This is a genomic window from Natranaerofaba carboxydovora (genome assembly GCF_022539405.1).
GTDB classification, from domain to species: domain Bacteria; phylum Bacillota; class Natranaerobiia; order Natranaerobiales; family Natranaerofabaceae; genus Natranaerofaba; species Natranaerofaba carboxydovora.
The window spans coordinates 2,315,908-2,338,337 of sequence record NZ_CP054394.1 but is presented as its reverse complement, the minus strand read 5'-3'; the positions used below and the strand labels follow the sequence as shown (position 1 = coordinate 2,338,337).

General features: G+C 37.8%; 19 protein-coding genes. 13 read left to right on the top strand and 6 right to left on the bottom strand.

Translation table 11 applies throughout. The features are described from left to right. The first annotated feature begins 43 nt into the window (after nt 1–43). Entirely contained in the window at nt 44–862 is an 819-nt protein-coding gene (locus ACONDI_RS11130) for a 3'-5' exonuclease (RefSeq protein ID WP_241078619.1), read from the top strand. A gap of 139 nt (nt 863–1,001) precedes the next feature. Here ACONDI_RS11130 and ACONDI_RS11125 read toward each other — a convergent pair whose 3' ends face one another. Both ACONDI_RS11125 and ACONDI_RS11120 read right to left on the bottom strand, forming a co-directional pair. Beyond that, the gene (locus ACONDI_RS11125; protein WP_241078618.1) at nt 1,002–1,616 is read right to left on the bottom strand and encodes a DUF1847 domain-containing protein; all 615 of its coding nucleotides are present in this window, start codon (nt 1,614–1,616) and stop codon (nt 1,002–1,004) included. Nucleotides 1,617–2,113: 497 nt separating this feature from the next. Next, on the bottom strand, nt 2,114–3,061 hold the full coding sequence (locus ACONDI_RS11120; RefSeq protein WP_241078617.1) for a diacylglycerol/lipid kinase family protein: 948 nt from the start codon (nt 3,059–3,061) through the stop codon (nt 2,114–2,116). An 86-nt stretch (nt 3,062–3,147) separates the two neighbouring features. Between ACONDI_RS11120 and ACONDI_RS11115 the strand changes: the two genes are divergently transcribed. From ACONDI_RS11115 to ACONDI_RS11070, 11 genes are all read left to right on the top strand, one after another. Further along, nucleotides 3,148–4,443 (top strand): MFS transporter, encoded by a 1,296-nt coding sequence (locus tag ACONDI_RS11115; protein ID WP_241078616.1) that lies wholly within the window; start codon nt 3,148–3,150, stop codon nt 4,441–4,443. Between the two features lie 420 nt (nt 4,444–4,863). Beyond that, nucleotides 4,864–5,160 carry a hypothetical protein gene (locus ACONDI_RS11110; RefSeq protein WP_241078615.1) on the top strand — a complete coding sequence of 99 codons (297 nt, stop codon included), beginning with the start codon at nt 4,864–4,866 and terminating at the stop codon, nt 5,158–5,160. Beyond that, complete coding sequence (locus ACONDI_RS15685) at nt 5,161–6,015, top strand: sodium:solute symporter family transporter (protein ID WP_277397769.1); 855 nt, start codon at nt 5,161–5,163, stop codon at nt 6,013–6,015. 55 nt (nt 6,016–6,070) lie between these two features. After that, on the top strand, nt 6,071–6,829 hold the full coding sequence (locus ACONDI_RS15680) for a sodium:solute symporter family transporter (RefSeq protein ID WP_420848144.1): 759 nt from the start codon (nt 6,071–6,073) through the stop codon (nt 6,827–6,829). Between the two features lie 113 nt (nt 6,830–6,942). Then, on the top strand, nt 6,943–7,500 hold the full coding sequence (locus ACONDI_RS11100) for a YIP1 family protein (protein ID WP_241078614.1): 558 nt from the start codon (nt 6,943–6,945) through the stop codon (nt 7,498–7,500). A 365-nt stretch (nt 7,501–7,865) separates the two neighbouring features. Further along, nucleotides 7,866–9,509, top strand: coding sequence for an AMP-binding protein (locus tag ACONDI_RS11095; RefSeq protein WP_241078613.1), 1,644 nt, complete (start codon nt 7,866–7,868; stop codon nt 9,507–9,509). A gap of 211 nt (nt 9,510–9,720) precedes the next feature. Next, complete coding sequence (locus ACONDI_RS11090; RefSeq protein ID WP_241078612.1) at nt 9,721–10,914, top strand: acetyl-CoA C-acetyltransferase; 1,194 nt, start codon at nt 9,721–9,723, stop codon at nt 10,912–10,914. Between the two features lie 82 nt (nt 10,915–10,996). Then, the gene (locus ACONDI_RS11085) at nt 10,997–12,145 is read left to right on the top strand and encodes an acyl-CoA dehydrogenase (protein ID WP_241078611.1); all 1,149 of its coding nucleotides are present in this window, start codon (nt 10,997–10,999) and stop codon (nt 12,143–12,145) included. Between the two features lie 31 nt (nt 12,146–12,176). Continuing rightward, complete coding sequence (locus ACONDI_RS11080) at nt 12,177–13,322, top strand: acyl-CoA dehydrogenase (RefSeq protein ID WP_241078610.1); 1,146 nt, start codon at nt 12,177–12,179, stop codon at nt 13,320–13,322. Nucleotides 13,323–13,349: 27 nt separating this feature from the next. Beyond that, entirely contained in the window at nt 13,350–15,035 is a 1,686-nt protein-coding gene (locus ACONDI_RS11075) for an acyl-CoA mutase large subunit family protein (protein WP_241078609.1), read from the top strand. Nucleotides 15,036–15,087: 52 nt separating this feature from the next. Beyond that, nucleotides 15,088–15,489, top strand: a complete 402-nt coding sequence (locus ACONDI_RS11070; RefSeq protein ID WP_241078608.1) for a cobalamin B12-binding domain-containing protein — start codon at nt 15,088–15,090, stop codon at nt 15,487–15,489. Between the two features lie 127 nt (nt 15,490–15,616). Here ACONDI_RS11070 and acs read toward each other — a convergent pair whose 3' ends face one another. The 3 genes from acs to ACONDI_RS11055 all read right to left on the bottom strand — a co-directional run bounded on the left by acs (nt 15,617) and on the right by ACONDI_RS11055 (nt 19,965). Beyond that, nucleotides 15,617–17,584 (bottom strand): acetate--CoA ligase, encoded by a 1,968-nt coding sequence (acs, locus tag ACONDI_RS11065; protein ID WP_241078607.1) that lies wholly within the window; start codon nt 17,582–17,584, stop codon nt 15,617–15,619. A 257-nt stretch (nt 17,585–17,841) separates the two neighbouring features. After that, the gene (locus ACONDI_RS11060) at nt 17,842–19,524 is read right to left on the bottom strand and encodes a sodium:solute symporter family transporter (RefSeq protein WP_241078606.1); all 1,683 of its coding nucleotides are present in this window, start codon (nt 19,522–19,524) and stop codon (nt 17,842–17,844) included. Nucleotides 19,525–19,605: 81 nt separating this feature from the next. After that, a complete protein-coding gene (locus ACONDI_RS11055; RefSeq protein ID WP_241078605.1) occupies nt 19,606–19,965 on the bottom strand; it encodes a DUF4212 domain-containing protein in 360 nt (119 codons plus the stop codon). A 318-nt stretch (nt 19,966–20,283) separates the two neighbouring features. Here ACONDI_RS11055 and ACONDI_RS11050 point away from each other — a divergent pair, with 318 nt between their 5' ends. After that, the gene (locus ACONDI_RS11050) at nt 20,284–21,504 is read left to right on the top strand and encodes an IS110 family RNA-guided transposase (RefSeq protein ID WP_241078222.1); all 1,221 of its coding nucleotides are present in this window, start codon (nt 20,284–20,286) and stop codon (nt 21,502–21,504) included. 352 nt (nt 21,505–21,856) lie between these two features. On the opposite strand, the gene ACONDI_RS11045 is transcribed toward ACONDI_RS11050, so the two are convergent. Then, nucleotides 21,857–22,423, bottom strand: a complete 567-nt coding sequence (locus ACONDI_RS11045) for a YIP1 family protein (RefSeq protein ID WP_241078604.1) — start codon at nt 22,421–22,423, stop codon at nt 21,857–21,859. Nucleotides 22,424–22,430 lie beyond the last annotated feature (7 nt).

The following is a 22,430-nucleotide window of genomic DNA, read 5'->3' as shown; positions in this document are numbered from 1 at the left end:
ATTATATAAGGTTAGTTATGGGAGAGGGTTTGGAGGTGATAATTTGTCTATTTTAGTTAGAGACTTTTTCTTAAGGTTACAAAAAGGTCAGCAAAGGAAAAAAAATGAGGCGAGTATAGGCAGAGTATATCAATCTGAACCGGATAGAACTACCTCTAAAATGCTTGGAGCAAAGTGTAAAGAAATAAAAAATAACGTGGAATATGATCTAAACATAACAGATACAGAGTTTGTGGTATTTGATACTGAAACTACTGGTTTAAAGCCGTATGAAGGTGATGAAATCACCTCAATTGCCGGTGTGGTAGTGAAAAATGGTGAGATTCAAGAGGATAAAGTTTTTAGTAGGCTCGTAAACCCCATGAGGCACATACCCAAAAAAGTGGAAAAATTAACAGGGATAACCAATGAAATGGTGGAAGATAAAGAACCTGTAGGCCCTGTACTGTGTGAGTTTTTAGAATTTATTAAATGTAGGCCTTTGGTAGCTCATTTTGCAAGCTTTGATCTGACTTTTCTGAATTTAAAATTAAATTGGTTCTGCCAGGAGGAAATTCATAACCCGGTATTAGATACTTTTCAATTAGGTCAGGTGCTTTATCCTCACTTGCCAAGTCACAGCCTAGATTATCTTCTCGAGTATCTGAAGATAAAAGTAAAAGGTAGACACAGCGCAGAAGGAGATGCATACATGACAGCTCAAGTCCTGATCAACTATATTAATAAGTTACAAAAGCACAATATAAATACCTTGCAAGAAGTAAGGGATTTGATACAGAATAAAGATTCAGAATATTACAAAGAAAAGTTCTTAAACAAATATGAAAGAATTGAGGAGTTTAAAGAATTTCCCTATTGCTAGTTATAATTTAAAATTACAGAAAATTTTAAATTTCAATAAATTTAAATGTCTTAAAAACAACCCCCTTGGAAGGTTTTAGATAAAGAAGTTTCCAAGGGGTTTTGTGTTGTTTAACGATGCGTATTACTGTCCTGATTTACTACTGAAAGCGGGATTTCATGTAAAAGTCGCAGTATATTGCTGCAAGGGGATTATGTCCAAGGGCTCTGTCTTTTACTGCAAAAGTAGTTACAGGGGCTTTTGAATGTTTGATAAGTAATGAGTCATGTCCTACGCAAAGCCCAAGGATGACATTAAAGTCTGTTTCCTTTTCATTGAAAATCTCGGCCTGAGCAATTGGATTACATATAGGTTCAAAATTACCAGGATTTACTTTTTCCTTGTCTTCTAAGCCTATGTCTTCTTTAGGGACCGCTCCCATTTTGCATATAAGTGAAATTACTTCAAATCCATGATCTTCTAATATTCTTACTGTTTTTTTGGCTTCCTGGTTTAGCCCAACACAGAATGCAAGGCCTAATTTATTGTAACCTGCTTTTTTGGAAAACTGGATAATTTCTTCAAGCCTTGTCCATCTTTTATAACCTTCGCTTTCTGTTCTGGCAGCATTTAATGCTATATTTTCATTTTCTTCGCAGGTGATGTAGTCATTAAGCTTTTCTTTAGTTGATTCTTCTTTTGAAGGGCAGTCTTTAGGTAGTTTGTCAGTATTGCCTTTAAAACATCCGTGGGAACCACATTTACCACATTCCATTAAAAATACACCTCGCTTATTAAAATAATTTTTTAAACTTCTAACAATTAAGATTTCAACAGTAAACTTATTTTTCCTTTGAAAATTTGAAATTTAGGCTTTGTTAAAGTATATTTTTAGTGGTCTTAGCACCTGCCTACTACCAACGTGTCGCAAGAATTTGCTAACAATCTCGCAAATTAAAAGCTCACTTATGGTAGCAGGCAGGTGTTAATAAAAAACATCAATAATGAACTTTAATAAGCCTAAGTTTGCTCTATAATTAAGTATTGATCCTGGTGCAAAAAGTCATATGAGCAAAGTTTTGTTTTTACTTGCAATATATCTTGATGAGGAAGCAGGAGAAATAAGGCCTGATGACGCCGATGTCATTAGCTAACCTGACTCAGGATGAGTTTTTGGATTAGGTAGCCTTATTTCGACTGCTAACGAATTTTAGATGTATCAATTAAAAACACTTTACTTATGTGAATGGAATTTTTGCACCAGAATTAATATTATGGCGCAAAAATTTTTAACTTTGATGGTATAATGTTGAACTTGGCTGGCAAATAAGTTAGAATTTCACCATCGGCGTGAACAGGCACATTTGGACATTCCGGACCTATGTTATTTTTATCAGCAAGATGAATGATAATTTCTTTTGCTTTGTACTCATTTACCTGGGGATGTGTTAAGTGTTTCCCTGAAAAGACTCCTGGCAGGGATTTTAGAACTTGTCTTTTCTTGATATCTCCTACGGTACATAGGTGAAAATAACCATCATCTGGTTTAGCAGAGGGTATTATGTTAATCCCTCCGCCGTAATATCCCGTATTACCTACAGCAGTTAAAAAAACATTTTCTGAAATATGTGTTTGGTTATCTATAATGATATGTAGGGGTATATTTTTGTATTTAATTAATAATTTAAGAATTGAATATAGATAAGCTGTTCTGCCTACCAAAATTTTATTGTTTTTATTTATATCATCTGCCACCTGGGCATCAAAACCGAAGCCTGAGATGTTGGCAAATAAATTGTTATTCACCCTACCCAAATCAACCAATCTGGTTTGATCTTTTTGCATGAGATTTAATAAGTCTTCAATTTTTGATGATATGTTAAGTGATCTACAAAAGTCGTTTCCTGTTCCCTGGGGAATAATACCTATATTTATACGATTTAATTCTTCTATGGATAAACCATTAATCAAACTGTTTAAGGTGCCATCACCACCTACTAATACAATTGTAGAGATATCTTTAGAGATAACTTGTTTAGCAAGATGAGAGGCATGTATAGAAGAGTCGGTAAAATATTTTTCAAAAGAAATATTAAATTTAATTAATTGGCTTTCTATTTTTGGCCATGCTCTTCTAGCTTTGTTGTTTCCCGCATAAGGATTAATTATTATGCCGATTTTGTTTTTTGTTATAATAGTGCTCGCAATATTAGTATTCATAATAGACTTGTATTCTTTTTTCTGAGGCTATATTCCTTCTTACATCTTAACTAACTTAAATATGAAAGGGTTGGGGGAGATTTCCTGTGAGATTTGTAGATAAAAGGGAAAGTTATAGGTGGCTGATATGGTTTGTTATGGCCCTTGCTTTTTTAGTAGGTTTTTTTCACCGTTATTCAGTGGCTGTTGTGTCTGAAGATTTATCTGGAGAACTCAGCCTTACAGGGGCTATGCTTAGTAATCTTGTTTCTATGTACTTCTATGCTTATGCTGCCATGCAGATTCCTGTCGGGATATTTGCCGATTCTATAGGTCCAAGAAAAGTTGCTACATTTGGTATATTGTTTGCCGGTATTGGTTCGGCTTTGTTTGGTATTGTGGATAGTTATTTTCTGGCATCTTTATCAAGGCTTTTGGTTGGCCTTGGAGTTTCGACGGTTCTTGTTAGCCTTTTTAAGATTCAGTCAGTATGGTTTAAACAGGAGGAATTTGCGACTGTTACAGGGCTTACTTCCCTGGTTGGAAATGTAGGAGGTCTTCTTGCTACTACTCCCTTTGCCCTTTTGGTTATTGGAATAGGATGGAGAAGCTCTTTTATTTTGATTGGCATTTTTTCTTTAGTGCTAGCTATTTTCATGTGGAAAATCATTAGAGATAATCCTGCTGATATGGGTTTTAAGCCTGTTGTTTCGGATGAAACTGAATCGGAGAATGAGAATAATGATAATCAACGTAAAATTTCTGTCTTTACAGGAATAAAAAGAGTGTTTTTAAACCCCTATACATGGCCGAATTTTATTATAATATTTGGGATACTTGGTATCATAATGAGCTATTCTGGTAACTGGGGAGTGCCGTATTTAAGTCATAGCTATGGTATGGATAGAGATGTGGCAGCTAACCAGGTGTTATTTTTTACCCTTGGGGTTATAGTTGGGTCTCCGATTATGGGTAGGCTCGCTGATTATCTTGGAAAAAGAAAGCTGTTAATTCAGATAGGTGCTTTAATTTTTACAGTCAGCTGGGGAGTTATATTATTTCTAGCTGGAGGGAAACCTCCTGCCTTATTAATTCCATTTTTAAACTTTTTAATGGGGTTTTGGGGGGTTTTTGCTATGCTTTGTTTTACTAATGTAAAAGAAGTGAATGATGTTAATTTTTCTGGTATATCCACAAGCGTTATAAATGTAGCCCCTTTTCTTGGAACATCTTTGATGAATAACCTAATAGGGTGGCGACTTGATAGTTTATGGACGGGAGAATTGTTAAATGGAGTGCGGGTTTATGAATTATTTGCCTATGTTGATAGTTTTAGAGTTTATTTATTTTTTTCGGTCCTTGCTCTTATAGCTAGTTTCTTTATAAAGGAGAAAAAAAGATAATTTAATGTAATAATTTAAATTTTTTAAAAATTTTAATTATTTATAATTTTAAGGAGGATTTTTTATAAAACCGTCGAATAGTTAGCTATGAGATGGAATTTTTTCATTTTATAGGGATAAGCTCTTGGCAATGTTATGAGTTTATACTAGGCGCTTTGACAAACTTCTTGCAATATTCAGAATATTAAAACGCAATTTTGATTATTCCCCTATTTAATATACTAGACTACAGAGCTGCAGACCAAAGAGTCGATATTTTCAAAAAATTCAAAACCCCTTTTGAGGAGGTGAGGTAAGCTAAACAAATTATGCACTTTGTCTAATTCGCTGTATAGTGGATGAAGTATGAAGGAAAATCACTAACTTATTATTGTGTCAATTGTTTGTAATTTTAACCCGGGAGAAAGGAGCTGAAAGGTTTTGAATGAAGAAAAAAAGAGTCAGCTTTATAAGAAAGAAATTATGCTAACCATTGTATTTGCTTTACTTTTCTTTGTAATGGCTTATACCGTATTTATTTTTGTTCTATTCCCTGATTTGAAAGGTGGCTACATTCTTGGATTTCCCACCCATTATGCTACTACCCTATTCTTTGGTTGGTTTGGGATGATCGCAGTTACTTACATTTATACCGTTGTAGCCAACAAGTTTGATGAAGAGATGGAAGAGTTTGTTGGTGAGGCATCAGATGATTCTTCAGAAGAGGGGGGCAACTAAATGGGTGATGTAGTAGGAGAAGAAATTGTATTACACAATATGTGGCTTGGAGTAGCTTGGCTTGGGTTTTTGTTTATTGTATTTTATGGTGTGGCTATAGCATCTCAGAGAAAAACTGAAACTTCTAGTGACCTTTATGCAGCAGGATTTACAATTGGACCGGTAGTTAATGGTCTTGCTATGGTTGCTACCTGGGCAAGTCTTGCAACTTTTATGGGTGTTAGTGGTTTGATTCTTGGATTACAGGTGCCCTTTGTTTTCCTTTGGACACAGTGGGCTCTTTCAATACCGCTTCTTACATTGTTATATGGAACTTATTTGAGAAGGATTCAAACATTTACACCAGCGTCATTTATTTCGCGCCGCTATGGTTCTGAGGCAACTGTTGTATGTCTTATCTGGATGATTCTATCCATGCTTATGTATGCTCTAGGACAGATGGTTGGACTGGGACAAACTTTTGAGCTAATGTTTGGTATTCCTTATGTAACATCTGTAATTATTGCTGGATTTGTAACTCTTGGTTTTATCGTCCTTGGTGGAATGTACGGGGCGTCCTTTAACCAGGCTTTTCAGTGTGCGGTTATGATTATAGCTATGGTTGTTCCAATGGGTGCAGTTATGCATTTTCTTGGATCTGATGGTTGGTGGTTCCCGAACCTTGGTTATGGGGACTTAGTGCCAGCTATGATGGAGGCATCACCTACATTTTTTGATATTGAGCAGGAGTTTATGGGAGAAGGAAATAGATTTCGATGGTACTTTGCTTTAATCCCTGCATTTTCCTTTGGACCGATTGCCCTGCCCCACCTTGCTATGAGGGTTTTTTACCTCAAGGTCAAGGGCACATGCTAGACAAGCTACAGTTTGGTTTGCATTTTTCCTTGGACTACTATTTACTGGTGCTTATGTGACTGGATTTACTGGAGTTTATTTCGAGGCGACTGAAGGTATCGAGATTGCTAACCCGGACCAAATAATACTTATATTAAATCTATTCTATAATCCAGAATGGGTTGCAGCATTTGTTATGGCTGGTGCTATCGCAGGTGGTCTCTCTACAATTAGTGGTAACCTGATGGCTATATCAGCTATGGTTGGAAGTGACCTTTTAGAGATAGTTGCACCAAACATGGATGACCAAAAGAAAGTTAACCTTGGTTACTTGGCTGTTGCAATAGGTGGAATTATAGTAGTTCTTCTGGCCTTTAGGCCACCGGAGTTCTTGGTTACAAGTATACTTTGGGCATTTGGAATGCTTGCTACGACAATTACACCGGGGATCTTACTTGGTGTATGGTGGAAAAAAGCACATAAACTTGCCCTTGTTATATCATCACTTCTATGTGGAGCAATTTATATAATTATTTCTCCACACGTGTTAGATGCTATAGTTGTAGGCCATGGGCCTACTGCCGAGCTAGGTATGGCAGGTGGGCTTGTAACAGTGCCGATGGCTTTTGCACTGTTCATAATCTTATCCTTAATATTTGATAAGGTTCCAAGTCTTAATCACCTTGCACCTTCAGATGAAGAGAAGAGGCTTGTAGATTATATTCACGGCTGGGGTAATGATTATGATGAAAATCGTTACAACTGGACAGGCTTTCCACTGATTGTTGCTCTTGTTTGTATAGGTATTTCAATTTGGGGTCTTATGCCCTGGTAAGTAGGATATAATCCAATTGATTTGGAATTATGTACCTAAAGGTGTATAATATGGTGAGAAAGTAAAAACTTTCTCACCATATTTAATGAAATGTTCTAGGAGGTATGGACCCCATGTTTTTTTTAACCGCCATGATAAGAGTTTTAAAATTAGACGAAGAAATATTTAGAGAAATTCAAGAAAGGAACCTGGCGTTAAGGTATACAACAATCAACTTTGTTGCTATAGCGCTTATATATAGCTTGACATCAATTTTTCTTAACCCCCAGCTTTTTGAAGAGTTGTCTACAATTGAGCTTTTCCTGGTGCAAGGACTTATTATAGGAGCAGGTATATTTGTGGTTTTCATCATCCATTTTGGTGCAGCCCTGCTGGTGTGGGCTTTTACTAGAGCTCTTGGAGCCCATAAACCATTGTCACTGGTATATACAAACACCGGTGTTGCCCTTATTCCGTTGTGGGTTGCAATGCCCGGTCTTGCTGCAGTACAGGCAGGGATTGCTGGTGCGGCTTTGTTTGTTTTTACAATTTTAGCTTCGGCTTATGTAGCTCTTACATTTTTTGTTGCAACAAAGAGCGCTTCAGGCTTATCATATCTAAAAATGGCTCTTGTAACTCTAGGACTCGCTATATACCTGGTAAGCTTTTTATATCTCTGGATGGTGCAGTGATTTTGGTTATCAAAATATCCAGTAAAACTTTAAAAATTTTTCATTAAAAGAAGGATTTTTGAGAATTTTTTCAGAATAATGTAAAAAGTCAAAAGAAAAAGATAAGAATGAATTATGTCTTTTTTTGGAGCAGTAGTCAAGGGGGGTGTAAAGCAAAACGGTGGAAGTTAGAACTTCGAATTAGCCTTTAGTAGCCTGAGAATGTCAGATAAATTATTACAATAAGCTGTGATGATACTGAGATGATACTGCGATAATAATGTATTATTGGTAGCTAAATTTTGTGATTTGTCAGAATTTATTTAAAAATTTAAATAAAATTAATCTGCCAAAGATTTATTATAACCTAAGGAGGGTGACAACTTATGAGCGGTTACAACATGAAAGATTATGACAAAACTAAAGCGGAGTTTAAACTGGAGGTCCCTGAGTATTTTAACTGGGTGAGAGATTGTTTTGATAAGTGGACCGAGAAAAATCCTGACAAGCTTGCCTTATGGTGGGTAGATGACCTTGGTACTGAGAAGAAGTTTACTTTTAGTGATCTTACTGATGCTTCAAAGCGTTTTGCTAATGTTTTAAGAGATAATGGTATGAAAAAAGGTGACGTTTTAACTGTTTTACTTTCAAGAGACTGGCAGTTCTGGGTAGCTGTTTTGGGATGCTTAAGAGCTGGTGTTGTAGTATCACCGGGTACTGCAATGTTAAGCGATAAGGATATAGAATACAGAATAAGCAGATCCGATGCAGCGGGAGTACTTACTGATCCGGAGAATGCTGGAAAAGTCGAAAACGTTAAGGATAACTGTGAAACTCTTCATACTATGATTATAACAAGTGGTGATCGCGACGGTTGGATAAATTATGACAAAGCTATGGAAAATGCTTCGCCTGAATGTGAAACTGAAAATACCAGGCATGATGAGGATGCTATTATATACTTTACTTCTGGAACAGTCGGATATCCGAAGATGACTCTTCATACTCATTCTTCATATCCGTTGGGTCATACGATTACAGGTAAGTTTTGGCTTGATTTAACTGAAGAAGATGTTCACTTTAATATCGGTGATACTGGCTGGGCTAAGGCTGCCTGGAGTAGTATTTTTGGCCCCTGGAATTGTGGTGCAACTGTTTTTGCTCACAAGCCAGGTGGTGGTAAGTTTGGGCCAGAAAGAAACTTGCAGCTTGTAGAAGAGTATCCTATTACAACCTTGTGTGGCCCTCCTACCATTTACAGAGTTTTTGTTCAGGACGACTTAAGTAAGTACAACTTTAAGCACCTGAGACACTGTGTTGCTGCAGGGGAGCCGCTTAACCCTGAGGTTATTGAAGAATGGAAAAAGCATACAGGAATTTTAATTAGGGACGGTTTTGGACAAACAGAAACATGCCTATTGGTAGGGACTTTCCCATGTATTGAGTTAAAGCAAGGCTCTATGGGTAAGCCGGCTCCAGGGTATACTGTAGATGTAATAGATGAAGATGGTAACCCGGTAGGAGTTAACCAGGAAGGTGATATTGCTGTTAAAGTTAAGCCGGAAAGACCTGTAGGACTGTTTAAGGAGTACTGGAAAGACGAAGAAAAAACAGAAAAAACCTTCCGTGGTGATTGGTATTTAACTGGAGATAGAGCTATGAAAGATGAAGATGGATACTTCTGGTTTGTGGGTAGGGACGATGACGTTATTATCAGTTCTGGTTATAGGATTGGACCATTCGAGGTTGAGAGTGCACTGGTTGAGCACGAGGCTGTTGCAGAATCTGCTGTTATTGCTAGTCCAGATAAGACAAGAGGCGAAATTGTAAAGGCGTTTGTTATTTTGGCTTCTGGTTATGAACCATCGGACGATTTGGCGAAAGAGATCCAGAACTTTGTTAAAGATATTACTGCGCCTTATAAATATCCAAGAGAGATTGAATTCGTAGATGAACTACCAAAGACTGTAAGCGGAAAGATTAGAAGAGTAGAACTTAGAGAGAACGAGAAGAAGAAAAAAGGAATGTAGTAGATCATAATAGAATATAATTAACTGACATATTTTTCTTAACTATAAGAATTTAACCTCCAGAAGGAAGATGCTCCTTGTAAACTTATCCATTGATCGCGGCTAATCAGATGATAAGGGGGGTGTCTTCCTTGTTTATTCTAGTGCAAAAAGTCTATTGCTTTTTGCACTAGACTCAATAATATTTAATCAAAGTTGAGGTGAAAAGTAAATGGCTGAGTTACAAGAGACAGTTATTGTCGAAGGTGCTAGGACTCCTTTTGGTGCCTTTGGTGGTGGGCTTTCTGGACTAGCGGCACCTGAACTTGGTGCGGCGGCCCTTGAAGAAGCTGCTAAAAGGGCTGGAATCGACAAAGAAAAAGTTGAAAATGTAATAATGGGTCAGGTTGTCCAGGCAGGAACGGGACAGATTCCGTCAAGACAGGCTACATTGAAAGCAGGTTTCTCAGAAAAAGTTCCTTCTGATACTCTAAACAAAGTCTGTGCTGCCGGTCTTAGAGCTGTTAACTACGCAGATGTAATGATTAAAGCCGGGGAAGCTGAGATAGTTATGGCAGGTGGCATGGAAAACATGAGTAAGGCACCTTACTTGATGGAGTCAGCCAGATTTGGTCAAAGAATGGGTCATACAAAGTTTATTGACGGAATGATAAACGATGGGTTATGGTGCCCTGTGCACGATGTTCATATGGGAGTACACGGTAGCAAAGTCCCAAGAGATGAATACGGCATAGATAGAGACTCCCAGGACAAATGGGCTCTTAGAAGTCATGAAAAAGCTGTAGAAGCTATGGAAAAAGGATATATATCTGAGGAAATAGTCCCGGTTGAAGTAAAAGGTAAAAAAGGTAAGGTTGAAACAGTAGAAAAAGATGAATGCCCAAGGCCTGATACTAACCTAGAAAAATTAGCTAAGCTGCCTCCTGCTTTTGAAAAAGATGGGACAGTCACCCCGGGGAATGCCCCTCCGATAAGTGACGGAGCATCAGCTCTTGTATTGATGAGCAAAAAGAAAGCAGATGAGCTTGGTTTGAAACCTATAGCTAAAATAGTATCACAGGGTATGGCATCAGAAAAACCACCTTATATATCTACAGTTCCAGCACTTGCGGCAAACAAAGCTTTTGAGAAGACAAACCTTAAGACAGATGACATAGATTTAATTGAAGTTAATGAAGCCTTTGCTTCTGTTGCCCTTACTAGTATCGAGATTGGCAAATGGGATCCTGAAAAAGTAAATGTAAATGGTGGGGCAGTAGCCCTTGGACATCCTATCGGTGCAAGTGGAGGAAGGATCTTATTAACTCTTCTATATGAGATGCAAAGAAGAGATGTAGAATTAGGTCTTGCTACAATTTGCAGTGGTGCTGCTCAGGGTGAAGCAACAATAGTACAGAGAATTTAAACAAAACAAAAAATAACTAATTTGATGTAGGCTTTTTTAGTAAATATGTTTTTTACTTGTCTAAATAAAGGAGGGTATTTTGGTGAGATTTGAATTGACAGAAGAAGAAAAAATGATGCAGAAAATGTTTAAAGAATTCGCTGATCAAGAAATTGCTCCTAAAGCTGCAGAGATAGATGAAAAAGGAGAATTCCCCCGAGAGAATATTGAAAAATTAGCAGAAAACGAAATGATGGGAATTGTTATCCCTGAAGAATGGGGAGGTTCTGGGGCTTCAAGCTTAATATATGTGATGGCTCTTGAGGAGATATCTCGTGCGTGCGGAACTACTGGGGTGATATTGTCAGTACACACTTCTGTTGGAACACTGCCGATTCTATATTATGGAACTGAAGAACAAAAGAACAAATATTTAACTGACTTGGCCCAGGGTAAAAAATTAGGAGCATTTGCGTTAACAGAACCTAATGCAGGTTCTGATGCTGCAGGTATAAAGACAACAGCAGTAAAAGATGGAGACAATTATATTTTAAATGGTACTAAGAACTTTATTACAAATGCAGGCGAAGCAGATGTTTATACTGTCTTGGCCTCTATTGACAGGTCAAAAGGAGTTAAAGGGATTACCGCATTTTTAGTGGACAAGGACACGCCAGGATTTTCAATAGGAGCGGAAGAAAAGAAAATGGGACTTAATGGTTCAAAAACATGTGAGCTTGCTTTTAGTGATGCTAAAGTTCCAGCGGAGAATATGTTAGGCAAAGAGAGTGAAGGATTTAAGATTGCTATGTCCTTGTTAGATGGTGGTAGAATTGGTATCGCTGCCCAGGGGCTTGGAATTGCTAGAGCAGCTTATGAGGCAGCTCTTGAGTATTCAAAGACTAGAGAGCAGTTTGGCAGATCTATTAGCAAATTTCAGGCAATATCATTTAAACTTGCTGATATGGCAACAGAAATAGAGGCAGCGAAATTACTGACCTACCAAGCAGCTAAAGCAAGAGATGAAAAGGACCCTAAAGGTGGCAAACTTGCTTCTATGGCTAAGCAATATGCAACGGATACTGCAATGAAAGTAACTACTGAAGCTATTCAGATTTTAGGTGGGTATGGTTACACAAGAGAGTATCCAGTAGAGCGTCACTTCAGGGATGCCAAAGTAACACAAATATATGAAGGTACAAATCAGATTCAAAGATTAGTGATCTCGAGAGATATATTAGAAAAAGGCTAAAATTTGAATTAGACGAATGGAGGGAGTGTTAATGGATTTTAACCTCACTGATGAACAGAGAATGATGCAAAAGCTTGTTAAGGATTTTGCCGATAAAGAAGTTGCCCCAGGAGCAGCAGAAAGAGATGAGAAAGAAGAATTTGATAGAGGTCTTTTTGATCAGATGGCAGAGATAGGGCTAACAGGAATTCCTTGGCCAGAACAGTATGGGGGTGCTGAAGCAGATTATATAAGCTATGCAATAGCTGTTGAAGAGATATCTAGAGTCTGTGCATCCACAGGAGTTCTATTATCAGCTCATATTTCCCTTGCCGGTTCACCGATATATTATTTTGGTAGTGAAGATCAAAAACAAAAGTATTTAAAGCCCATGGCAGAAGGTGAAAAACTTGGCGCATTTGGATTGACTGAACCAGCGGCTGGTAGTGATGTTGCAAATATGAAAACAACTGCTGTCAAAGATGGGGATGAGTATATACTAAATGGAACTAAGATATTTATAACTAATGGTGAGGTTGCAGATACCTACGTGGTTTTTGCTGCAACTGATAAAGAAAAAGCCCATAAAGGTATAAGTGCTTTTATAGTAGAGAAGGGAACGCCTGGATTTAGTTTTGGTAAAGAAGAAGAAAAGCTAGGGATTAGGTCTTCAAAGACCACCGAACTTGTATTTGAAGATTGTAGAGTTCCTGCCGAGAATCTTCTTGGCAATGAAGGTGATGGTTTCAAAATCGCAATGAAAACATTGGATAATGGAAGAACAGGGATAGCTGCTCAGGCTCTTGGTATCGCTCAGGGAGCTTTTGAAGCAGCAAGAGACTACTCTAAAGAGAGAGAACAGTTTGGCCGCCCCATTTCCAAATTCCAGGCCATTTCATTTATGCTAAGCGATATGGCGACTAATATTGAGGCTGCTAGGCTGCTAACTTATCAGGCTGCTTATAAAGCAACGAACGACGATCCTTTGTTTCCTAAGTATTCGGCTATGGCCAAGCTGTATGCTTCTGAAACAGCTATGGATGTTACGACAAATGCTGTGCAGGTACTTGGAGGATATGGATACACCAGGGAGTACCCTGTTGAGCGTATGATGAGGGATGCTAAGATTACAGAGATTTATGAAGGTACTAGTGAAGTGCATAGACTTGTAATTTCTAGATATATAACTCAAGAATGATAATTAGGATTAGGGGGGAGTTTTGTTATGGCAGATAAGAAAATGTTTGATGATGATAAGTTAAAAAATATCAAAGAAGAGAACAAAAAATGGAAAAAAGAAGTTTATGATGCGAAAGGTAAAGAGAGGGATATCAACTTTCAAACTATCTCAGGAGTTCCTATAGATCCACTTTATACTCCTGAAAACATAGAAGGCATGGATTATGAAGAAGATCTTGGTTGGCCAGGATGCTATCCTTATACTAGAGGTGTTCAGCCTACCATGTACAGGGGTAGGGTATGGACCATGCGTCAGTTTGCAGGATTTGGTACTGCAAAAGAGTCAAACGAGCGTTATAGATATCTACTTTCCCAGGGTCAAACAGGTCTTAGCGTAGCCTTTGATATGCCTACTATTATGGGTCATGACTCGGACTCTTATATGGCTACTGGTGAAGTTGGTAGGGTTGGAGTTGCGATAGATTCCCTAGCGGATATGGAAACCTTGTTTGATCAGATTCCCCTTGATCAGGTAAGTACTTCAATGACAATTAATGCACCTGCTTCAATACTTTATGCTATGTACATTGCCACGGGGGAAAAGCAGGGCGTACCTAAGGATCAGTTAAGAGGTACTATTCAAAATGACATCCTAAAAGAGTATATTGCTCAAAAGTCATGGATTTTCCCACCGGAACACTCCATGCGGATTATTACTGATATCTTTGAATATTCAGCTAAGAATGTTCCTAAATGGAATACCATAAGTATTAGTGGTTATCACATTAGGGAGGCTGGTTCTACTGCTGCTCAGGAGCTTGCCTTTACCCTTGCAGATGGTTTCGCATATGTAGAAGCCGGTAAAGAAAAAGGGTTAGATGTTGATGATTTTGCACCTAGGTTATCTTTTTTCTTTAATGCCCATAACGATGTGTTTGAAGAGATCTGTAAATACAGAGCGGCAAGAAGAATTTGGGCTAAGAGAATGAAAGAAAAATATGGGGCTAAAGATCAAAGATCATTGATGTTAAGATTCCATACTCAGACTGCAGGATGTTCATTAACTGCTCAGCAGCCTGAGAACAATATTGTGAGAACTGCTTATCAGGCAATGGCAGCTGTACTTGGTGGTACTCAATCCCTTCATACTAACTCAATGGATGAAACTCTAGCACTTCCAACAGAAAAGGCTGTTAAAATTGCTCTTAGAACTCAGCAGATTCTAGCACATGAATCAGGAGTGACAAATACTATTGATCCACTTGCAGGTTCGTACTTTATTGAATCTTTAACCAATAAACTTGAACAAGAAGCAGAAGAATACTTCGAGAAGATTGATGCTCTTGGCGGAGTAATTCCAGCAATCGAAAAGAACTTCTTCCAGCAGGAGATTACTGATGCAGCTTATAAGCAGCAGGAAGAGCTAGAAAGTAAAGAACGTATTACTGTTGGAGTTAACGAGTATATAGAAGATGATGAAATGGAGATCGATCTATTTAAAGTTGATCCTGCTGTTGAGGAGAATCAAAAAGCCAGACTTGCTAAGTTAAGAGAAGAAAGAGACAACGAAGAGGTAAGTAACACCCTTAATGCATTAAAAGAAACAGCTAAAGGAAATGATAACTTGATGCCTAAGATACTTGACTGTGTTAAAGCATACTGCACCGAAGGTGAAATAATTTCTGCGTTAAAAGAGGTATTTGGTGAATTTAAAGAAGATCCGATATTCTAAAACATTCTTAAATTATTCTAAAATTAAAGAATTCCGAGGGGAGTGATTTTTAGTGGCTGAAGATAAAATTAGGATTTTGGTTGCAAAACCTGGACTTGATGGTCATGATAGAGGAGCTAAGGTGGTGGCAAGAGCTCTAAGAGATGCGGGCTTTGAGGTTATATATTCCGGACTTCATCAAACACCTGAAGAAATAGTTTCAACTGCACTGCAGGAAGACGTTGATATTGTAGGGCTAAGTATACTGTCCGGAGCGCATATGACCCTTATACCAAAGATAAGGGAGATGTTAAAGGAAAAAGGAGCAGGTGACATAACTATACTTGGTGGAGGAACTATCCCAGATGACGAAAAAGAGGAACTACTAAACATGGGAGCAGCGGATGCAATATTCACACCGGGTACATCGACAGAGGATATTGTTAATTGGATTAATGAAAACGTAAAGCCGTAAAGAACTATAACAAGCTAAAATAATAAAGAAAGCGCCCGGAATACTCCGGCGCTTTCTTTATTGCTATACTTTATTTATTAAATACTTATGCTTTACTAAATAAATGATAGATAAAACTGTTATAAAATTAGAATTTGCCCTTTGTGTCGATAATGTGATCTACTACCTCAGGTTCGGCTAGTGTAGTGGTATCTCCAAGCTTTGACTTATCCGTTTCACCTTCAGCAACTTTTCTCAAAATTCTTCTCATTATCTTACCACTTCTTGTCTTTGGCAGTCCATCAACAAAGTGTATATCTTCAGGTTTAGCGATTGGTCCGATGGAGTCTCTTACATGGTTTATTAGATCTTTCTTAAGATCTCCTGACTTGTCATATCCTTCAGAAAGGATACAATATGCGTAAATTCCTTCACCTTTGACATCGTGCGGAACTCCTACTACTGCTGCCTCAACCACTGCATCGTGCTCGACCAGGGCACTTTCTACTTCTGCAGTACCCATGCGATGGCCTGATACGTTTATAACGTCGTCGATTCTGCCGGTTAAGCGGACATAACCATCTTCGTCTACAAATGCACCATCACCAGTCATATAATATCCAGGAAAAGCTTTAAGATATGTGTTCATAAATCTTTCGTGATCTCCATAAACTCCTCTTAACATTGACGGCCAGGATTTATTAATTACTAGGAATCCGGTTTCGTTAGTGTCGCATTCGTTATTTTCATCTTTTAAAATTAGAGGCTCGACTCCGAAAAACGGAACAGTAGCATAACCTGGTTTAGTTGGTATGGCTCCAGGTATTGGAGAGATTAAGATTCCTCCAGTTTCTGTCTGCCACCATGTATCAACGATTGGGCATTTTTCTTGGCCAATCACATAATGATACCAACTCCACACTTCAGGGTTGATAGGTTCTCCTACAGTTCCAAGTAGCCTTAGGCTGCTTAAATCTCTATTTTCTATCCACTCATCTCCTGCTTTCTTTAAAGCTCTAAGTGCAGTTGGTGCAGTATAGAAAATGTTTACTTTGTATTTTTCAACAACTTGCCAAAATCTATCAGGTTCAGGATAGGTGGGGACACCTTCAAAAACTAAAGTTGTAGCACCGCTTGCAAGGGGTCCGTAGACAATATAACTATGGCCTGTTATCCAGCCAATATCTGCCGTACACCAGTATACATCGTCATCTTTTATATCAAAGATATATTCAGTGGTCATTTGAGTATAAAGTAAATATCCCCCGGTAGTGTGAAGTACTCCTTTTGGTTTGCCGGTACTACCTGAAGTGTAAAGGATAAATAAAGGATCTTCTGCGTCCATTTCTTCTGGTTCACATTTATCGTCTGCTTTTTTCATCTCTTCATGCCACCAGACATCTCGTCCTTCTTTCATATTTATATCGCCGCTTGTACGCTCAAGGACAATGATCTTTTCTACAACATCTAGGTTTTCAGCAGCTTTATCAACATTGTCTTTTAAAGGTACGATTTTTCCGCCTCTTACACTTTCATCTGAAGTAATGATAACTTTTGCTTCGCAGTCCAATACCCTGTCTTTAATAGAATCGGGGCTAAAACCAGCAAAGATAATGCTGTGAATTGCACCGATTCTAGCGCATGCTAACATCGCAACAGGAAGCTCAGGTACCATTGGTAGATAGATTGCCACCCGATCGCCTTTTTTGACACCTTGTGCTTTTAAAACATTAGCAAATTTACATACTTCTTGGTGTAGCTGCTGGTATGTGTAAGTTTTACTTTCGCCTTCATCACCTTCCCATATTATTGCTGCTTTGTTTCTTCTGTGGGTTTTAAGATGTCTGTCCAGGCAGTTATATGATACATTTAGTTTTCCGTTTACAAACCAGTTGATTTCTCCTTTGGATAGATCTTCTTCATTTACTTTGTCCCATTTTTTGAACCAGTCGACTTTTTCTTCTGCCATTCTAGCCCAAAAATCTTCCCTGTTTTTAACGGAGTCTTCGTACATTTTTTTGTATTCGTCGTAAGATTTAAGGTTAGCCTTTTCTACAAATTCCTTAGGTGGATTAATTTTGTCCTTCTCTGAGAACTCTTTAAATTCTGCGCACATAAAAATTTTCCCTCCTTGTACCCTAAATTATGTTTAGGAAAACATTTTTAAACCAGGGAATTAGGTCCGGTTTAAATTTTTGATTACTAGCTAGAAAGTTAACTAGTAAAAAAGAAACTGGGGCAAAGAAGGCAGGGTGAAATACCCCGCTTCTTTACCTTGATAATTTTTTTAAGATTTTAACTGTAATGAATTTTCTGAAATCTTATTATCATATATTCTATATATTTAATAATATTCCTGCTATTTAATTAAATTTATTTTGTAGGATTTGGTGCAAAATTTGGCCCAGAAGCTGATGGTCCAGGTTCATCTGACTCTTTTTTAGTTTCGTTAGTTTCTGGCTCAGGAGTTGTTTCTTCATTTAGATTTTCGTTAGCTGAAGCAGCAAAACCCGCTTTATGTCCTGGAACTGGACTATTCACATATCTGATTAACTGAATAATTCTTTCAGGTGGTTTTGGAGTCATCTTAGATACAACTACAATAATTATAAAGCATATTGGCACACTGTATAGTCCCGAAGAAGTGGCCGGTAACCACTGGTCAAACCATGGATGGCCCATACCGGCAAAAGTTACCACGTTTACTATTAAACCAAAGACCATAGAGGTAATAGCAGCTTCTTTGGTGGTTTTTTCCCACCAGATACCCATAAAGAACACTGGGAATATAACAGCTGCAGCAATTGCAAAGGCCATACCAACCAAGTCAGCAATCATTGCCGGAGGATCAAGAGCAAATAAGGTAACGATAATACCCATTACTACTGTGGCAACACGAGCAACAAGAACCTGTTCCTTTTGGGTAGCGTTTGGTTTGAAAATTCTTGTATAAAGGTCGTTAGATATACCGGCTGAACCTGCCATGAATAGACCTGCAGTAGTAGCAAAAGCTGCTGCAACACCACCGGCTGCTGAAAGGCCAACGATTATTCCTGGAACGATTTCACTATACTGGGCTGCAAGAACAACCGTTGCGTCTGCCCACTCACCAGCTAGAGGAAATTCTCCTGTCATTCCGAAATATTGAAAAATCGCAAAAGTAGAGTAAGCTGGAGTCCCTAGATAAAGCAGTAATATAAAAAGGGATCCCCAAACTGCTGACCAACGGGAAATACTTTCGTCTCTAACCACGTAAAAACGTTGAAGAACGTGAGGAAGACCATTTGTTCCAAAAATTAATGTAATCATAAGAGCGTAAAAGTGATAAGCACTCATATGAGCAAAAGGTGCTACAAAATCTGTACTAACTTCTGACATAACTGCCTGCACCTGTGGGCCATAACCTATCCATGGTATAAAGAATAGTGGCAAACCATATTCATAGCCAAGGATTACTAGAGGTATTAAAAATGCTATGATCAAAATTACGTACTGAACAACCATGTTCCTGGTAGCTCCAAGCATACCACTGATCAAAATGTATGCGATAACTACTATTGTTCCTATTATTACTGCAGTTTCGTAAGGTGCCCCAAGGATGTAACCAAACATTAGACCGATTCCTGAATACTGCGCGATAGCATATGTTATAGCGATAAAAACTGTAGTGACTGCTGCAATGGCTCTTGCAACATCTGAATAATACCGGTCTCCGATAAAGTCTGGTGCGGTATATTTTCCGTATTTTCTAATCTGACTTGCCATAAAGACTAACAGGATAAAATACCCTGTACTCCATCCAATTATATAAGCAAAAGCAAAAAAACCTAAAACACTAAAGGTACCAGCAACTCCAAGGTAACTGGCAGCGCTCATCCAGTTAGCAGCCACTGCCATACCGTTTTCTAATGGGCCGATTGAACGTCCAGCAGCCCAGTAACCTTCTGTAGAACTAACCTTTTGTGTTAGACCTACAGCAAGGAAAATTACAAGCATTGCTATTGTTAATATGGTTGCACCTAACTTAAAACTAATATCTAAACCAGCAACATCCATTAATAAGTTCGCCTCCTTTTAATAAAATCAAACTCTTATAATTAAAAAATAATTTTTTTATCTTAATCATGATCGTGCCCTTTATGCGCTTTCAGACTCACTATCAGCGTATTTTTCAAATAATTTATCCTGCTGTATTGCAAAAATAATAGAGAGTATAAATGGAACGCCAGGACAGATAAAGGCAACTATAAACCAGTGAACAGGAAAGCTTAGAATTGTAGCTTCTGTTAAAGGTCCCATCCCATCAGCCGTTTCCGCAGTTAAAAAAATTACTGCAGGTCCTGCTATGAGGACAAATACATAGATAATTACTAAAGGTAAACTGAGTTTTAAGAAATCTTTCATAAAGGGGGTCTTGGGGCTTAACAAGTTAACTTCATGTTCAAAATACACATCAGTATCGTCATAAGATTCATTCTTTTTTTCTTCATCAGCCATTTTTTAGCCTCCTTGTACAATATAGTTAGTTCCCGACATGCTATTGATAGTCAAAAGAATTCACTGATCTTTGACAACCACATAGGGATTTTGGCCTTAAGTAGCTAATATCTCTAATGAGGCAGGGGCTTCGATCACCTCCATGGGAAGTTAAGCTGTCCTGGTATAGAGAGTGGAGCCCCGCCCTCATAAGATTTCTCGAATGAGCACGTTGTGGATATAGCTTGCTGTATGCCTCGAGTAACGAGCAAGGTTGGGACTTGTGAGGTGCTGGGGACTGGCCCTGTCAATATTTTGTTAAAGAGAGGTATCTTTGTAATGTTTTTTGGCGGTATTGATATTGCAAAACATAAGCATGAAGTTTGCATCATTGATGCTGAAGGTAATTCAGTTCTTAGTATTAATATTCATAATAGAAAAAAGGGTGTAGATAAACTTCTTAGTAACTTTGAACGCTTAGGAATTACAACTGACAACTGCAAATTTTGCCTTGAAGCTACAGGCCACTACTGGCTTTCTCTTTACTATCATTTAACAGAATTGGGTTATGAGGTTCATGTGATTAATCCTATCCAATCTCATGCCATCAGAAACTTCTATATCAGAAAGACCAAAACAGATCTAAAAGATGCTTTTATCTTAGCTGATATGGTCCGTTTCGGGCGACTGCCGCAGTCTGAGCTTGCATCTGAAACTGTTATGAAACTTCAAACTCTATCCAGACACCGCTTTGATCTTGTTAGAAGTGTTGGCGATTTGAAAAACAAGGTACTAGCTATCTTAGACAGAGTTTTCCCAGAATACCCTGAGTGTTTTTCTGGTGTGTTTATCAACAGTTCTAAAAAGCTTTTACAAGAATTTTCTTCCCCTGAAGAACTAGCTGATGTGGATCTTTCAGAGTTAACAGAGTTCTTAAAGAAACATTCAAGGGGAAGGTTTGGCAGTGATAAAGCCCAGCAGGTTAAAGATCTAGCCAAGGGAACCTTTGGGATAAATCTGGCCGCTGATGCTTATGCTTTAGAGCTTAGGCTTCTTATGGAGCAAATTGAGTTTGTTGAAGACCAGATAAACACTATTGAAGAAGCCATAGATCAGGTCATGGAAGAGATGCGTCCTTCTGAAGATACTGAGTATCGCCATGTGTTAGAAACTGTGCCTGGTATTGGACCTACCCTTGCTGCTGCCATAATTGGTGAAGTTGGGGATATCCACAGATTCAAAAATGCCAAAGCCCTTGTAGCTTTTGCTGGTATTGATGCTAGTGTGTACGCTTCTGGAGAGTTTGAAGGTTCTAAAAACAAAATGTCCAAAAGAGGGTCCCCTGTTTTAAGGCATAGCTTGTGGATGGCAGCTGTATCAGCTAGGCGGTTTAATCCTGAACTTAAAGAGTTCTATGAAAAAAAGAAACAAGAAGGTAAGCATTCTAATGTTGCAACTGGTGCTGTGGCTCGAAAATTAGTACATATGATTTTCTCTTTGTGGAAAAACAATCGCCCTTATCAAAGTAACTACAAGTGGTCTCCAGATAATAATTCTTAGCCAAAATCCTTATGTGGTTGTCAAAGAACAACAGTGATCTTTGAAAAATCTTTGAAAAATTTATACTTGACTATTCATAGCACGTCTCTTTAAATAATTTAACAACCGCCGTTTAACACCATTTAACAATCTAACTAACACGGATGATTTTTATATAACTAGAAGGTCAACCCCTCCTTTCAAGAATTTTATTTGTTTATAGTTTTACTTTACTTGAGGTTCTAAGAAAATTTACTCGCTTGCTGGCTATCATTAACTAAAAATTCTGAAAATTGTAAAAACTTAACTTCATCTATTCTATAATTTATGCCTAATTCCTTCTTTGAAAACCTTAAAATTTTATTTGAGTGAATTATGTGAAAACCAATATAAAAGTAAGAATTAAAGAACAGCTAACTCCAGTTATAACTATTGCCTGGTGAATATTAGTTGACAAGATTGCATCCATCACATGTATCAATGATCTAATAAACCATATCATAATAATAACTAAAAATATATTGATAATATATAATACAGGCCCTGTTATAGGGTTTGGTGCTACAGTAATAAATGGTACGATAGGTGCCGCTAACCATAATGGTAAGAAAGCAAAGTTTATAGATCTTACAATTTGAGCAATAGGAATTTTATAATGAAACATTTTGGCTACAACCCACAGTACAAATCCAAGAATTATTTGAGAAAACTTAGCGACAAAATAAAATGCTACTACTAAAGCCGCGAAAGCAAATAAATTTGTACCTAAATCTGGTGACAATAATTCATTTGTAGCAAAATAACTGCTGACACCAAAAATAATGCCTGTTATTGCTGCAATATAGTGTCCTAATTTAAAGTAATATTTTCTTTCTCTTAATTCTGCTTTAACATTTTCTGTGACAAACGCAGCTTCTCTTAATTGATAAGCCGAAGTCATCTGGTGA

Coding starts and splice junctions, on each gene's coding strand:
- ACONDI_RS11125 (WP_241078618.1), bottom strand. CDS start 1,616: ATGGAATGTGGTAAATGTGGTTCCCACGGATGTTTTAAAGGCAATACT.
- ACONDI_RS11120 (WP_241078617.1), bottom strand. CDS start 3,061: ATGAATACTAATATTGCGAGCACTATTATAACAAAAAACAAAATCGGC.
- ACONDI_RS15685 (WP_277397769.1), top strand. CDS start 5,161: ATGGGTGATGTAGTAGGAGAAGAAATTGTATTACACAATATGTGGCTT.
- ACONDI_RS11100 (WP_241078614.1), top strand. CDS start 6,943: ATGTTTTTTTTAACCGCCATGATAAGAGTTTTAAAATTAGACGAAGAA.
- ACONDI_RS11095 (WP_241078613.1), top strand. CDS start 7,866: ATGAGCGGTTACAACATGAAAGATTATGACAAAACTAAAGCGGAGTTT.
- ACONDI_RS11090 (WP_241078612.1), top strand. CDS start 9,721: ATGGCTGAGTTACAAGAGACAGTTATTGTCGAAGGTGCTAGGACTCCT.
- ACONDI_RS11080 (WP_241078610.1), top strand. CDS start 12,177: ATGGATTTTAACCTCACTGATGAACAGAGAATGATGCAAAAGCTTGTT.
- ACONDI_RS11075 (WP_241078609.1), top strand. CDS start 13,350: ATGGCAGATAAGAAAATGTTTGATGATGATAAGTTAAAAAATATCAAA.
- acs (WP_241078607.1), bottom strand. CDS start 17,584: ATGTGCGCAGAATTTAAAGAGTTCTCAGAGAAGGACAAAATTAATCCA.
- ACONDI_RS11060 (WP_241078606.1), bottom strand. CDS start 19,524: ATGGATGTTGCTGGTTTAGATATTAGTTTTAAGTTAGGTGCAACCATA.
- ACONDI_RS11055 (WP_241078605.1), bottom strand. CDS start 19,965: ATGGCTGATGAAGAAAAAAAGAATGAATCTTATGACGATACTGATGTG.
- ACONDI_RS11050 (WP_241078222.1), top strand. CDS start 20,284: ATGTTTTTTGGCGGTATTGATATTGCAAAACATAAGCATGAAGTTTGC.
- ACONDI_RS11045 (WP_241078604.1), bottom strand. CDS start 22,423: ATGACTTCGGCTTATCAATTAAGAGAAGCTGCGTTTGTCACAGAAAAT.